The 13165-nt window shown below is 64.1% G+C and carries 13 protein-coding genes; 3 read left to right on the top strand and 10 right to left on the bottom strand.

What is annotated here, in order from left to right; genetic code table 11:
- The first annotated feature begins 26 nt into the window (after positions 1–26).
- Entirely contained in the window at positions 27–1685 is a 1659-nt protein-coding gene (locus tag PIN31009_RS04080) for an ABC transporter ATP-binding protein (protein WP_150789380.1), read from the top strand.
- 13 nt (positions 1686–1698) lie between these two features.
- Here the strand turns inward: PIN31009_RS04080 and PIN31009_RS04075 are convergent, their stop codons facing one another.
- Together PIN31009_RS04075 and PIN31009_RS04070 are read right to left on the bottom strand one after the other, a co-directional pair.
- Complete coding sequence (locus PIN31009_RS04075) at positions 1699–2457, bottom strand: GntR family transcriptional regulator (RefSeq protein ID WP_150683090.1); 759 nt, start codon at positions 2455–2457, stop codon at positions 1699–1701.
- 5 nt (positions 2458–2462) lie between these two features.
- Positions 2463–3410, bottom strand: coding sequence for a 2-hydroxyacid dehydrogenase (locus tag PIN31009_RS04070; protein WP_150789379.1), 948 nt, complete (start codon positions 3408–3410; stop codon positions 2463–2465).
- A 578-nt stretch (positions 3411–3988) separates the two neighbouring features.
- On the opposite strand from PIN31009_RS04070, the gene PIN31009_RS04065 reads away from it, so the two are divergent.
- On the top strand, positions 3989–5308 hold the full coding sequence (locus tag PIN31009_RS04065; RefSeq protein ID WP_150683088.1) for an MFS family transporter: 1320 nt from the start codon (positions 3989–3991) through the stop codon (positions 5306–5308).
- 195 nt (positions 5309–5503) lie between these two features.
- Entirely contained in the window at positions 5504–6529 is a 1026-nt protein-coding gene (locus PIN31009_RS04060) for a MerR family transcriptional regulator (RefSeq protein ID WP_150789378.1), read from the top strand.
- A gap of 43 nt (positions 6530–6572) precedes the next feature.
- Here PIN31009_RS04060 and PIN31009_RS04055 read toward each other — a convergent pair whose 3' ends face one another.
- From PIN31009_RS04055 to PIN31009_RS04020, 8 genes are all read right to left on the bottom strand, one after another.
- On the bottom strand, positions 6573–7481 hold the full coding sequence (locus tag PIN31009_RS04055; RefSeq protein WP_058377248.1) for a LysR family transcriptional regulator: 909 nt from the start codon (positions 7479–7481) through the stop codon (positions 6573–6575).
- A 37-nt stretch (positions 7482–7518) separates the two neighbouring features.
- The gene (gene ruvA / locus PIN31009_RS04050) at positions 7519–8100 is read right to left on the bottom strand and encodes a Holliday junction branch migration protein RuvA (RefSeq protein WP_058377247.1); all 582 of its coding nucleotides are present in this window, start codon (positions 8098–8100) and stop codon (positions 7519–7521) included.
- 144 nt (positions 8101–8244) lie between these two features.
- On the bottom strand, positions 8245–9207 hold the full coding sequence (locus tag PIN31009_RS04045; protein WP_150789377.1) for an amidohydrolase family protein: 963 nt from the start codon (positions 9205–9207) through the stop codon (positions 8245–8247).
- Positions 9208–9270: 63 nt separating this feature from the next.
- The gene (locus PIN31009_RS04040) at positions 9271–10209 is read right to left on the bottom strand and encodes a VOC family protein (protein ID WP_150789376.1); all 939 of its coding nucleotides are present in this window, start codon (positions 10207–10209) and stop codon (positions 9271–9273) included.
- A gap of 25 nt (positions 10210–10234) precedes the next feature.
- Positions 10235–11155, bottom strand: a complete 921-nt coding sequence (locus PIN31009_RS04035; protein ID WP_150789375.1) for a fumarylacetoacetate hydrolase family protein — start codon at positions 11153–11155, stop codon at positions 10235–10237.
- Between the two features lie 59 nt (positions 11156–11214).
- Positions 11215–11616, bottom strand: a complete 402-nt coding sequence (locus PIN31009_RS04030) for a RidA family protein (RefSeq protein ID WP_058377243.1) — start codon at positions 11614–11616, stop codon at positions 11215–11217.
- A gap of 31 nt (positions 11617–11647) precedes the next feature.
- Entirely contained in the window at positions 11648–12721 is a 1074-nt protein-coding gene (locus tag PIN31009_RS04025) for an Ldh family oxidoreductase (protein WP_150789374.1), read from the bottom strand.
- On the bottom strand, positions 12711–13133 hold the full coding sequence (locus PIN31009_RS04020) for a cupin domain-containing protein (RefSeq protein WP_087689703.1): 423 nt from the start codon (positions 13131–13133) through the stop codon (positions 12711–12713). Before PIN31009_RS04020 ends, PIN31009_RS04025 begins: the two co-directional genes overlap by 11 nt.
- Positions 13134–13165 lie beyond the last annotated feature (32 nt).

The raw sequence follows: 13165 nt of genomic DNA, 5'->3' as shown, positions 1-13165 counted from the left end.
CTTCGCGAACTTCACGGACCGTCACCATGACCTCTCTGCTCGACGTCGAACATCTCACCCTCGATCTGCCGCCCAATGCGGATCGCCGTCATGCACTGCACGACGTGTCGTTCTCACTCGGGCAAGGGGAAATCCTGTGCATGGTGGGCGAAAGCGGCTCGGGCAAATCGATGACTGCCAGCGCGCTACTGGGTCTACTGCCCTCGGGCGTGCAAGCCAGCGCCGGACGTATTGCGTGGCACGGCGAAGGCAATCTGCTCACGCTGCCCGACGCCGAACGCCGCCGGTGGCGAGGCTCGCGCATCGGCATGATCTTTCAAGAGCCGATGACTGCGCTCAACCCGCTTCGCACCATCGGCGATCAGATCGCCGAGGTCTATCGCACGCACACGCGGCTGCCCGGCAGTACCATCCGGGCGCGCATGCTCGACTGGCTCGACGCGGTGCAGATTCCGTCGCCGTCCGACGCCGCGAAGCGATACCCGCACGAACTCTCCGGCGGGCAGCGGCAACGCGCGATGATTGCGATGGCGCTCGCACTGGAACCCGAGTTGTTGATTGCGGACGAGCCGACTACCGCGCTCGACGTGACCACGCAAGCGCAAATCCTCACGCTCATTCGCGAACTTCAGCAACGCAAGGGCACCGGCGTGCTGTTCATCACGCACGACTTTGGCGTGGTTGCCGAGATTGCCGATCGGGTCGCGGTGATGCGCCACGGCAAGATCGTCGAGCAAGGCACCGTCGACGCAGTACTCACGCGGCCGTCGCACGACTACACGCGGGCATTGATTGCTGCGGTGCCTGAATTGCCATCGTTCGAACCGTCGTCGGCGCGGGTCGGGCATACCCCCCACACGCCAGACGTCACGCCACCGGTGCTACGCATCGAGAAGGTCCAGAAGACCTACGGCAAACATGGCTGGCTCGGCAAGAAGCACCTGCACACGGCCGCCTTGCGGGACGTGAATCTGCAAGTGGGCAGCGGTCAGACGCTCGGGATCGTCGGTGAAAGCGGCTCGGGTAAGTCGACCCTCGCGCGAACCATCCTTCGATTGGTGACGCCGGATGCGGGGCGAATTCTCTATCGCGATGCGGACCTCGCGCCGGAATCTCTCGATGCAGCGTCGCGTGTGAAGGGGCTCGATATCCAGATGGTATTTCAGGACCCGTTCAGTTCGCTCAACCCGCGCCGTCGCGTCGGCGATATCGTTACGCAAGGGCCGATGGCGCGCGGGGAATCGCACCAGCAGGCCCATGACCACGCGCGTGAGTTGTTCGAACTTGTGGGGTTATCTGCCGACGCGCTCGATCGCTTTCCGCACGAATTCTCCGGCGGGCAGCGCCAACGCATCGGGCTCGCTCGCGCACTGGCCATGCGGCCCAAGGTGCTGGTCGCCGATGAGCCGGTCTCCGCGCTCGACGTCTCCGTGCAGGCGCAGGTGCTGCGACTGCTCGCACGGCTCCGAGCGGAGCTTGGCTTGTCGATGGTGTTCATCACGCACGATCTGCGCGTGGCAGCACAACTGTGCGATCACATCGCGGTCATGAAGTCGGGCAACGTGGTGGAGTACGGCGATACGTCGGCGATCTTCGGCGCGCCGTCGCATCCTTACACGCGCTCACTGCTCGATGCCATTCCGGGGCGCGGCTGGCGCGACGCACCGTCGCTCTCGGCTGCCTGATCCGGCGATGAAACTATTTGCGCAATTCGGCGATGGAGAAGTACGGCAGCCACGCGCCTGCCGTCGACAGGCTGGCGAACACCTGCTCCTTCGTCTGCGCAAGGAAGGTCTCGATATGGCGGCGGGCGAGCGCTTCGGCGCGCGCCGGGTTGCTCGCCGCGAGTGCCGAGATAATGCTTTCGTGATCGCTCTCGATGCGGGGCCGGATGCCCTGCACGCCGAAGCCCAGCGACACCAGCCGTTCCATGTCGTCCATCAACCCGGCCAGCGTTCGATAAAGCCGGGCGTTGCCGCTGGCCGCCGCAATCGTCAGATGGAATTTTCGATTGGTGTGCAAAAACCAGTCGATCTGATGGCCAATCGGCTTGTGGGCGTTGGGCGCTTCGCAGGCGTCGTTCAAGCGCTGTAACAGGTCGGTGTCGACGTTGCCGCAGGCCAGCCGTGCCGCCATCGGCTCGAGCTGCGCGCGCAGGTTGAAGATCTCTTCGACGTCGGCCAGTGTGATGGGTGCGATGCGATAACCTTGCCGGGGAATTGCACGCGCGAACCCTTCATGCACGAGCCGTACGAGCGCTACCCGGCAACTGGCGCGGCCAATCTCGTAGCGGCGCATCAGTTCCGCCTCGCTGATGATCGTGCCCGGCATGATCGCGCAGGCCAGCACGTCGCGCCGGATGCGTTCATAAGCTTCTTCGCCGCGTGCGATGGCAGCGACGTCGGCGGGCGCCGGGTCTCCCCCCGCGTCGGGGGAAGCATTCGATGAGAATTTCATGGGCGTCAGTACCCTCGCGTAGCGTCGTAGACAAATGGCAGTGGCGCGCCTCGCAAGTGCGCACCGAGCACATCGGCCACCTGCCGCGCCCGCGCCGCGTACGACACGGTGGAGGCGATGTGCGGCGTGATGACGATCTTCGGATGGCGCCGCAGCGCGTCATCGGGTGGCAGCGGTTCGAGATCGAAGACATCGAGCACGGCCGAGCGCAACCGGCCACTGTCGAGGGCGTCGAGCAACGCCCGCCGGTCCAGATGTGCGCCGCGTCCGACCTGAATCAGACTCGCACCGGCGGGCAGGCGAGCGAATAACCCGCGATCCAGAATGCCCCGCGTCGCAGGCGTATCGGGCAGGAGATTGATCAGAATGTCGGTCTGCGCGAGCATCGCGTTGCGCTGCGATTCACCGGCGAAGACGTTCACGCCTTCAAGCGACTTCGACGTGCGTGCCCAACCGTTCACTTGGAAGCCATGCACACGCAGCCGCGACGCCACGGCCCGGCCCAGTTCGCCCAGCCCCAGCACACTGACACGGGTGTCGCGGGCGAGCCGCCCGGTGCGCGCGTTGGCCCACTCGCCGTCGCGCTGCGCGGCGATCAGCACCGGCATGTCGCGCACGATGGAGAGCGCCGCCCACGTCACGTAGTCGCTCATGCGCTCGCGCGTCTCGTCGGTCATCATGCGCACGATCGGCACATTGGCGGGCAACGCCGGGTCGGCCAGAATATGGTCGACGCCCGCCGCCGCGCTCAGAATCAATCGCAACTTCGGATAGTCGGCCAGCCGCCCGTGATCGGGCTGAAACACGAGCGCGTATTTCACGCAGCGTGCATCGACGAAGGGATCGTCCCAGCCGTACACCCGCAGCCCGGGCATCAGGCGGGCGAAGTGATGCTGCCACTCTGTGAGCGCCGCCTCACCGCCCGACTTGATCAATAACGTATCGCCTTGCATGACTTCACTGCTGGTTTGCTTCTGGCCGAATCGGGCCAAATCGGACCACTTCGGACGGCCCGCACGCGTGAGGGCCAACGGACGAAGTAGCCCTTCATGGTACTGACCCGCCCGCGCGCGGCTAACCAATGGATATCGAAAAGCAAATAAGTGCCTGCGAGAAATACGCTTCGCGTCCGGGTCATAACGAGTCATAACGGTTCGCGGCGGCTCGCTGCGGTTTGCAGCGGATCGCACCGTGCCATGTGGCCGCCCCCCGTCTCGCATGGCGAGAAATTCAAAGAATTTTTGCGCCCTCGTACTCCCTGCCGAAACAGGCCTTCACGCGGTGCAGATCACCGTCTGACGCGGCCGATCACCATGCTGCAACGCAACAATCCCGGCGATTATTTCCAATTCCGAAATGATCAATCCGGCGCGTGGGCATTGCCCCGGCCTGCGGGTAACCGCTATAGTTGCCCCGCCCCCGCGACGCGATGTGCGGATTCGTTAATGTGTGAAGTGCATATTGGATGGACCCATCGCATTTGCGTCATGTTGCAACGTGATTAACGCGATGCCGCACATCGCCAATAGAAATGAGAGACACAGTCACAACGAGCGCCGACACCACCAACGCCCCGCCCACGCCGGAAGAAGTGCGCAAACGCGTCTTCGCCATCGTGGCGGCCTCGTCCGGGAATCTGGTCGAGTGGTTCGACTTCTATATCTATGCGTTCTGCGCGATCTACTTCGCGCCGGCGTTCTTCCCGAGTTCCGACCCGACGGCGCAGTTGCTCAACACGGCGGGTGTGTTTGCGGCGGGCTTCCTGATGCGCCCGATCGGCGGCTGGATCTTCGGCCGTATCGCCGACCGTCAGGGCCGCAAGAACTCGATGGTCATCTCCGTGATGATGATGTGCTTCGGCTCGCTGCTCATCGCCGCGCTGCCCACGTACGCCAGCATCGGCAACTGGGCGCCGGCGCTGCTGCTGTTCGCGCGTCTGCTGCAAGGTCTGTCGGTCGGTGGCGAGTACGGCACCACGGCAACCTACATGAGTGAAGTCGCGCTCAAAGGCCGTCGCGGCTTCTTCTCGTCGTTCCAGTACGTGACGCTCATCGGCGGCCAGTTGCTCGCCGTGCTCGTGGTTGTGATTCTTCAGCAATTGCTCGACGAAGCCGAACTCAAGGCATGGGGCTGGCGCATTCCGTTCGTGGTCGGCGCGATCACGGCCGTGGTGGCGCTCATGCTGCGCCGTACGCTGCACGAAACGTCGACGGCCGCCAGCCGGACGAATCGTGAAGCCGGCACGCTCGCGGGCCTGTTCCGTAACCACAAGGCCGCGTTCTTCACGGTGCTGGGTTACACCGCCGGCGGCTCGCTGATCTTCTACACGTTCACGACCTACATGCAGAAGTATCTGGTCAACACGGCCGGCATGCCGATCAAGACCGCCAGCTACATCATGACGGGCTGTCTGTTCGTGTACATGTGCATGCAGCCGATCTTCGGCATGCTGTCGGACCGTATCGGCCGCCGTAACAACATGCTGCTGTTCGGTTTTCTCGGTGCGATTGCCGTGGTGCCTATCCTGACGGCGCTCAAGACGGTGCAAAGCCCGATCGCGGCGTTCCTGCTGATCTCGCTGGCGCTGGCGATCGTGAGCTTCTACACGTCGATCAGCGGTATCGTGAAGGCCGAAATGTTCCCGACGGAAGTCCGTGCACTGGGCGTGGGCCTGGCCTACGCGGTCGCTAACGCGATCTTCGGCGGCTCGGCGGAATACGTGGCCCTCGGCCTGAAGAAAGCCGGTCAGGAACCGACGTTCTACTGGTACGTGACGGCCATGATGGTGATCGCGTTCTTCGTCAGCCTGCGCTTGCCGCGTCAGGCAAAGTACCTGCATCACGAGCATTGATGCCGCAGACCGGCGCGCTGGGCTCGCGCCGGTCTGTCACTGCATGACACGTCCCGCCTCCCCGGCGGGACGCTCAGCCTCCCTCCTTGCTTCCGCCTTCCCCTCCCTTCGATTCCGTCGCATAAAATCCCTTGACCCTCACGTTACGTGAGCCTTCAGCCTTGTCTTACGCCAGAAGATGATGGGAGTGCCCGGATGTTGCTCAAAGTCGGTGAATTAGCCAAACGCTGCGGCCTGACGGTGCGCACGCTCCACCACTACGACACGCTCGGCCTGCTCACGCCTTCGGCGCGCTCCGATGCCGGATATCGACTCTACGACCGCAGCGACGTTGCCCGCCTGCACCAGATTCAGGCGCTGCGCCGTTTCGGGATGTCGCTCACCGACATCGGCACTTGGTTGGCAAGACCCGACGTACCGCTGGCCTCGCTGATTACCCGTCAGATCGACATGCTCACGCATCAGATCGACGAGGCCGCCCGGCTGCGCGACCGGCTCACTGGCTTGCGCACGCAACTGGACAGCGGCGAAGCGCCGGATCTTGCCGAATGGCTGACAACGCTGGAGTTGATGACCATGTACGACAAGTACTTCACGAAGGACGAGCTCGCCCGCCTGCCGCTCTATCAGAACGACGTCGCGCGCGAGACCGAATGGCCCGCAATGGTGGCCCATGTGCAGGCCCTGATGGCGAGCGGCGACACGCCGCAGAGCACGGCGGCGCAGGCAGCCGCGCGCCGCTGGATGGCGATGGTCGAGCGCGACACGGGCGGCGACGCCCGGCTGCTCGCCAAGCTCAATCACATGCACACGACCGAATCGCAGATGGTGACGCAAACGGGCATCACGCCCGAACTGATGCGCTTCGTGCAGGAAGCCTTCGCGCAAACGAAGTTCGCGATCTACGCGAAGTACCTCGACGAGGATGAATTCCGCTTCTTGCAGGCGAACTACCTGACCTACACCTACGAGTGGCCCGTGCTCATTGGCGAGCTACGCGATCATCTGGAAAAAGGTACGCCGCCGCAGTCGCCGGACGTCCAGACGCTCGTGCAACGGTGGATGACGTACTTCCGCTCGTACGCTGGCGACAACCCCGCGACACACGCGAAGATTCGAGCTGCCCACATGAACGAGCCGGAAATGATGGCAGGCACGTTGGTCGATGCGCGCCTGATCGATTACCTCAAGCAGGGCATGGCGTCGCTTCGGCCGCAATGACGCAGGTGAGTTGATCCAGAGGAAACGGGCCCGGTCGGCGCGCTCAAGGCGCGTCGTCGGCGTCGCGCTGGGCGGCCTGCCAGATGGCATCGAGCACGTGATGCGGCTGGTGGCGCCGCCGGTATAACGCAATGTCGAATCCAATCTGCCAATCCTTGCCGCCGACGATGGCGAGCGTGCCTCGGCTCACGTCGTCGGCCACCAAGCGCTGCGGCAGCCATGCGATGCCGGCACCGCGCCGGGCCATTGCAAGAATCGCCTCATAGGAGTCGGCCTGATAGACGGGCTTGAGCGTCGGCCGGTTCGGCATTTCCGCCAGATGACGCGCCAGTACGGCACGCAGTGTGAGCGTGCGGGCAAACGCCAGCCATGGAATGGGGGTCGGCCCCGCAGCCAGACGGTACTTTGCGCGCCCCTTCGCGTCGAGCGCGCTCACCGGCACCAGCACCTCGCGCGACACCGTCAGCCAGTCGAAGCGCTCCCGGTCGATGAGCAGCCGCGTGTGCGGGCTCGAATACACGAGCAGCAGATCGACTTCGCCCGAGGCCAGCCGCAGAATCGCTTCCTCGGCGCCGCTGGTCGACAGCGTGGCCGTGAAAAAGCCGATGCGCGAGGCCGTCGCTTCATACCAGTCGGGGAAAAACGTCGCGGCGAGCGTGCGGCCGGTCGCGATCTTCAGGTTGTTTTCGAGCGTGGGGGCGGCATCCTGCAAATGCGTGCGGGCGCCGTGCAGAATTTCGAGGGCGTTGGTCGCCGCATCGAGAAAGACGGTCCCCGCGGCGGTGAGTTCGAGCGGTTTGGTGCGCTCAACAAGCCGGGTGCCGACCCATTCTTCCAGCGCACGAATGCGCCGTCCGAACGCCGGGTGCGTGACGAAACGGTTCTCGGCCGCCCGCGTAAAACTGCGCGTGCGTGCGAGTTCGACGAAGTCTTCAAGCCACCGGAGTTGCATGCCGTTTCCTCACGCCAACAGGTTTGCGAGCGTCAGATCAGCCCTTCGAGAGCGACTTGAGCGCGTGCCGGATACCGTCGGACACGCTCGTGCCTTCCGGCACGGTCTTGACGGCAGCGAGCGCTTCCTTGTCGGAATAGCCCAGCGCCAGCAGCGCGTTGACCACATCGCTCTTGTGATCGTGCGGCTTCGCGGTACCGGGCGCCGTGCCCAGTTCTGCGCCGAGCTTGCCCTTGAGTTCGAGCAACAGACGCTCGGCAGTCTTCTTGCCGATGCCCGGAATCTTGACCAGACGGCCCGACTCTTGCAGCGTCACAGCCTGCGCAATGTCGGCCACGCTCATACCCGAGAGGATCGCCAGCGCGGTACGTGCGCCCACGCCGGAGATCTTCAGCAATTCGCGGAAGGTGTTGCGCTCATCGACGGAGCCAAAGCCGAACAGCAGTTGCGCGTCCTCGCGCACGATGAACTGCGTGAGCAGCGTCACACGCTCGCCGACGTTCGGCAAATTGAAGAAGGTGCTCATCGGCACCGAGATTTCGTAGCCAACGCCCTGACAATCGACCAGGAGGTGCGGCGGATTCTTTTCCAGCAGGATGCCGGAGATGCGGCCAATCATTGACGCCCCGAGAGAGTGACTTTTCAGGCGGCAAGTGTAGCAAACGGCGGGCATGACGCGGGGGCCAGCTTTCGGCGCCCCGGCCAGCATGGGTTACGACGACGCACGTCCGGCAGCAAACCGCGCAATGTCGTCCGAAAATGCTCAGCGCAGGCCGTCGAGCAGCTTGTGTGCGTTCTCCGTACGGATAGCCTCGGCCAGCGCCGGGTCGGCGTCGGCCAACTGCGTATGCGGTGTGAGCAGCCCCATCGGGAACGGCCAGTCGGAGCCGAACAGCACATGGTCTTGCCCGAACACCGATGCGCTCAGCGCAAGCGCCTGCGGATCGTGCACGATGCTGTCGACATAGAAGCGCCCGAGCGTCGTGCGCGGCGTCGGTAGCGACGTATCGACACCGGGCCGCGCCGTGCGATAACCGCGCTCGTAACGGCCGGCAAGCATGGCTGTCGCGCCACCGCCGTGGGCCAGACAGAAGCGGATCTTCGGATGCCGTGCGGCGACACCGCCAAACACCAGATGCGAAGCCGCCACGGCAGTCTCCACCGGGTTGCCCATCAGGTTCTCGAGATAGAAGTTGGCGAGGCGCGTGTCGCAGCAATGGCCCGGATGCAGGAACACGAACGCCCCCTGCCGGTCGAGCACACGCCATAACGGCGCATAGGCGTCGTCGGACAGCGTGCCGTCGTACCCGCCAGCCGCCGCTGCGTAACGCGTCTCCCGAGTGTTCGCCGCTGCGATTTCGTGCGCCAGTTCGGGATGCTCAAGCGGCAGATGCACCAGCGCGGCGAGTCGCGACTCGTGCTTCGCACAAACATCGGCCAGCGCATCGTTGACATACCGGCACCAGACACGTGCCCCCTCCTCGGGGAGATGCGCGCGATACAGCGGCGGGGGAATCGACACCCAAGCGCGCTCGATGCCTTGCTCGTCCATCCACGCGATCAGTGATTCCGGGGAGAACAGTGCGCCGATGCCGACGATGTGCCCGTCGACGTCGAGCTTGCGCTGCGACGCGTCCCAGCGCACGCCGTCGATGCCCAACAGCCGCGATGGCTCGATGGGGGCGAGGTGCGCGTGTACGTCCAGCGCGATGCGAGGTATTGCCATGGCCCTTGCTCCGGTTGTTTTGCCCACTGCCGCATGCCGGTCATCCGCCGGCTTCAGCGACGATTAGCGTGGCTCCAGATTCGCGTTCATGTCCTTGCCCCAGAACTCGGGCGACCAGCGCGGCCCCCACGTGTAAGGCAGGTCGTTCCAGTCGCGACACACCCACGCGCTGGTGATCTTGTCCATGTCGGCATAGAACTCGACCCAACTGCCCCACGGGTCGCGCACGTAGTGAAACAGGTTCGACGCGATGGCGTGCCGCCCCGGGCCGAACCCGTCGCCATAACCGGCGTCACGCATGCGCCACGCGCCGTAGCCGATATCGTCGAAGCCCGGCACCTGAAAGCTCGCGTGCTGAAAGCCCCGATGTGTGCTGTTGATGAGCCCGAAGCAATGGTGGTCGATCACACCCACACCCGCGGCCATAAACGCCACTTTGCCCGCCGCCCGGTCCGTCGTGCGCAGGCCTAGCACGTCTGCATAGAAGCGCTCGGCGCGCTCCCATTCGTTCGTGAAGATCAGCAGATGGCCGATACGCAACGGCACACGTGATTTGTCCAGCGTTTGCCACAAATTGACGTCCACCCGCCGCGACTCGCCGCCGAAGTTGTACGTCGGCATCGCCACACGCGGTAATGCTTGCGCCGCTGCGGGCAGCAGATGAATCCACGTGCCCCACGGGTCTTCGAACCACAGACCCGCGCGCTGCCAGTTGCCGGGCGGCTGCGTGTGCACCTTCAGACCATGCGCTTCGATTTGCGCGATGAAGGTGTCGACCGTATCGGGCTCGATGCGAAACGACAGATGATGCAGCCGCTTCTGATCGCCGCGTGTGAGCACGATTTCGTCGCCGCTGCGGCCAACGCAATTGCACAACAGCGCCTGCCCGTCGGCGGACGGCGTCACGTCAAGACCGAACGTGCTGTAGAACTTGCTCGCGCTCTCCAGATCCGGCACCGTCATGCCGAAGCCGTTGAGTCCGCTGACTGCCACCTTGTCCATGAGAATCCTCGTCGGGTTGCCGTCGTCAGGCCTGCACCGGTGCGTCGATCTTCACACCGGATTCGCCACGCAGATTCGCCTTCACCAGACGATTGCGCAACTCGCCCAGCCCGCTGCCGCGCACGATCACGTTGTCGCCTTCGTGCAGGAAAATCTGTGGTTCGCGTGCGTTACCTACACCACTCGGCGTGCCGGTGAGCAGCACGTCGCCCGCGCGCAAGGTCATGCCGAACGACAGTTCGGCGATGAGCTCGGGAATGGAGAACGCCATCTGCGCCGTGCTGGCCGATTGCAGCACGGTGCCGTTCACCACGCATTCGAGATGCACGCGTGCGGGGTCGATCTCATCGGCAGGCACCAGCCACGGGCCGAGCGGCATCGAGGCGTCGATCGACTTCCCCTTGAGCCATTGACCACCGTGACGGCGTTGCAGATCGCGTTGCGAAATATCGTTCGCGAGGCAATAGCCCCACACGTGCTCCATCGCGCGTTCCACCGGAATGCTGCGGCCCGTTTTGCCGATTACGACGACCATCTCGGCTTCGTAATCCCATTTGGCGGAGACGGTGGCGTCGTAAGCAATGTCATCGTACGGGCCGAGAACGGTGTCGGGCCCTTTGGTGAAGAACGTCGGCGCCGTCGGCTTCGGCACGTCCTGCCCGTCGCGCTTGCCCTTGCCTTCTTCGAAGTGATCCCAGTAATTCCAGCCCGTACACAGCACGTCGCGTCGAAAGCGCGTGATGGGGGCCAGCAAATGCGCGTCGCTGACCGGCACGCGCTCGGCCTGTGCCGACGTGGCGTACTCACGCGCCTGCGCGAGTGCGGACGCACCGCCTTCGATCAAAGCCACCATGTCGCCCATGGCGACCGGCAGCAGCACCCATGCATCGTCGTGACGGATGGCAATACGTTGTTGATTCTTGTGAAGCAGCGTAGCGAAAGCCATGACGTGTCTCAGTTGTCTCGCGTTATCTTGTGGGGTTTGAATCGCATCAAGAAAAGCGATCAGGCGTTAGGCAACACAGCGATCGCGTTGATCTCGATGAGATAGTCGGGCGACACCATTTTCGTGACTTCCACCATCGTCGATGCGGGCAGTGGCGGACGGAAGTATTCGCGACGCACTTTGTGAATGGCTTCGAAGTGCTCCATGTTGCGCACGTACACGTCGACACGGCACACGTCATCGAGCGTGCCGCCCGCAGCGGTCACCGCGTTCTTGATGTTCTCGCACACCTGACGCGTCTGCGCTTCGATGTCGCCGACGCCGGCAATGCTGCCGTCGGGGCAACGCGCCGTCATGCCCGAGATGAAGACGAGCTTGCCGCGTGCCTCGATGGTCGTCGCCTGCGAGAAATGCCCGTTGGGTGTGCGCAGGGCGTCGGTACTGATCTGTTCTTTTGCCATGATGAGAGTCCTGTTCTGCTGCGGGAAAACGTCAAAGGGATCGCCATGCGGCAGGCACGTCGATGCCCGCTTCGCGTGCGAGTGCGCTCAACTGTCGGGCCGTATCGGCCGACACGGGACACTGTTCGCAATGGTCCTGCGCGAACTGCCAACTCTGTTCGCCGGGACTGAAGACACGCGCGACACCCGGTGCGAGCTGCGATTCACGCACGGCGCGCGCGAAATCGCTGGCACGTTGTGCGAGCGGTTGTTGCAACCCGAAGTGCGAGGGATCGATGGCGAGAAATGCCTGAGCGCTGCCGTAGGCTGTGGCGGCGTCGCCATACAGCGGCTGCACCTGATCGCCCACGGCGCCGTCGGACAGGCCGCCACACAACAGATCAACCATGAACGCCAGCCCAAAGCCTTTCGGCCCGGCGGCCGGTAGCAACATGCCGGCAATGGCGGTCGCCGGGTCGCGGGTCGGCGCGCCTTGTGCGTCGGTGGCCCAACCGTCGGGAAGTGTTTTGCCAGCGCGTTCCGCGAGACGAATCTTGCCCATCGCGCTTGCGCTCATCGCCATGTCGAGCACCACCGGGACATCGTCGGTGTGCGGCATGGCAATCGCGAGCGGGTTGTTGCCGACACGCCGTTGCGCACCACCGGGGGCAGGCATCAATGGCCGCGTGTTGGCCATGGCGATGCCTACACAACCCGCATCCGCCATGCGACGCGCCCAGTAGCCCGCTTCGCCGAAGTGAAATGCGTTACGCACGGTCACCATCGCAAGGCCATATTCCCGCGCCCGAACGGTGGCGAGATGGCAGGCCTGATGCGCGCTCAATTGGCCGAGACCATGCGCGGCGTCGAGCACCATCGTGGTCTTGCCGTCATGCACGATCTGCGCTTCGTCGGCAGCCGTCACCGAACCTGCCTTCATGCGCGCCAGATACATCGGTACCAGCATGACACCGTGCGACGCCTTGCCGCTGATGTCGGCCGCTACCAGTGCGTGCGCGACGATCTCCGCGCCGGCCGCCGACACGCCCGCCGCCGAGAACAACGCGGCGATCAGCGTGTGCAGTTGCGCGGGCGGCAGACCGTCAGGAACGTGTTCAGTGGGCATCGCGCTCGTCCGTGTACCAGTCGGGCTTTTGCGGGTAATGCGGCCCGTCGTAAATCTCGACGACGATGGTCTCTTCATGCGCCATCGTCGGGCCGTGCACATTGCCTTTGGGATTGCAGTAGAAGCTGCCGGGCAGCAGCGTCACGCCCGTGGAGGTGTATTCGTATTTCCCGCTCAGGCAATACATGAACTGGTTCGACGCATGCGAATGCGGTGCCGGAATCCCCGCGCCTTTCGAGAACTTGATGAGCGCGATGGATGCGCCAGTGGCCTCGTCGCGCCAGAACATCTTTTCGGCAATACCGGCGAGCGACTTGTCGCGCCACGGCATCGCTTCGCTGTGCAGCAGGATCTCGGCAAGCGAGGGCATCGGGGCACCGGTGGGTGCGGACTGGCGGTCTTCACTGCTCATGGAGCGATCTCCCTGTATGACTTGTCGGACGT

It is taken from the genome of Pandoraea iniqua (assembly GCF_902459685.1).
Taxonomy (GTDB): domain Bacteria; phylum Pseudomonadota; class Gammaproteobacteria; order Burkholderiales; family Burkholderiaceae; genus Pandoraea; species Pandoraea iniqua.
The sequence above is the reverse complement of the archived record's forward strand: the minus strand, read 5'-3'. Positions and strand labels throughout refer to the sequence as shown.

What these genes read in the sequence shown, in the direction of transcription:
- PIN31009_RS04070 (WP_150789379.1), bottom strand. Translation starts at nt 3,410, where the DNA reads ATGCAAGGCGATACGTTATTGATCAAGTCGGGCGGTGAGGCGGCGCTC.
- PIN31009_RS04080 (WP_150789380.1), top strand. Translation starts at nt 27, where the DNA reads ATGACCTCTCTGCTCGACGTCGAACATCTCACCCTCGATCTGCCGCCC.
- PIN31009_RS04060 (WP_150789378.1), top strand. Translation starts at nt 5,504, where the DNA reads ATGTTGCTCAAAGTCGGTGAATTAGCCAAACGCTGCGGCCTGACGGTG.
- PIN31009_RS04055 (WP_058377248.1), bottom strand. Translation starts at nt 7,481, where the DNA reads ATGCAACTCCGGTGGCTTGAAGACTTCGTCGAACTCGCACGCACGCGC.
- PIN31009_RS04030 (WP_058377243.1), bottom strand. Translation starts at nt 11,616, where the DNA reads ATGGCAAAAGAACAGATCAGTACCGACGCCCTGCGCACACCCAACGGG.
- PIN31009_RS04025 (WP_150789374.1), bottom strand. Translation starts at nt 12,721, where the DNA reads ATGCCCACTGAACACGTTCCTGACGGTCTGCCGCCCGCGCAACTGCAC.
- ruvA (WP_058377247.1), bottom strand. Translation starts at nt 8,100, where the DNA reads ATGATTGGCCGCATCTCCGGCATCCTGCTGGAAAAGAATCCGCCGCAC.
- PIN31009_RS04035 (WP_150789375.1), bottom strand. Translation starts at nt 11,155, where the DNA reads ATGGCTTTCGCTACGCTGCTTCACAAGAATCAACAACGTATTGCCATC.
- PIN31009_RS04075 (WP_150683090.1), bottom strand. Translation starts at nt 2,457, where the DNA reads ATGAAATTCTCATCGAATGCTTCCCCCGACGCGGGGGGAGACCCGGCG.
- PIN31009_RS04020 (WP_087689703.1), bottom strand. Translation starts at nt 13,133, where the DNA reads ATGAGCAGTGAAGACCGCCAGTCCGCACCCACCGGTGCCCCGATGCCC.
- PIN31009_RS04040 (WP_150789376.1), bottom strand. Translation starts at nt 10,209, where the DNA reads ATGGACAAGGTGGCAGTCAGCGGACTCAACGGCTTCGGCATGACGGTG.
- PIN31009_RS04065 (WP_150683088.1), top strand. Translation starts at nt 3,989, where the DNA reads ATGAGAGACACAGTCACAACGAGCGCCGACACCACCAACGCCCCGCCC.
- PIN31009_RS04045 (WP_150789377.1), bottom strand. Translation starts at nt 9,207, where the DNA reads ATGGCAATACCTCGCATCGCGCTGGACGTACACGCGCACCTCGCCCCC.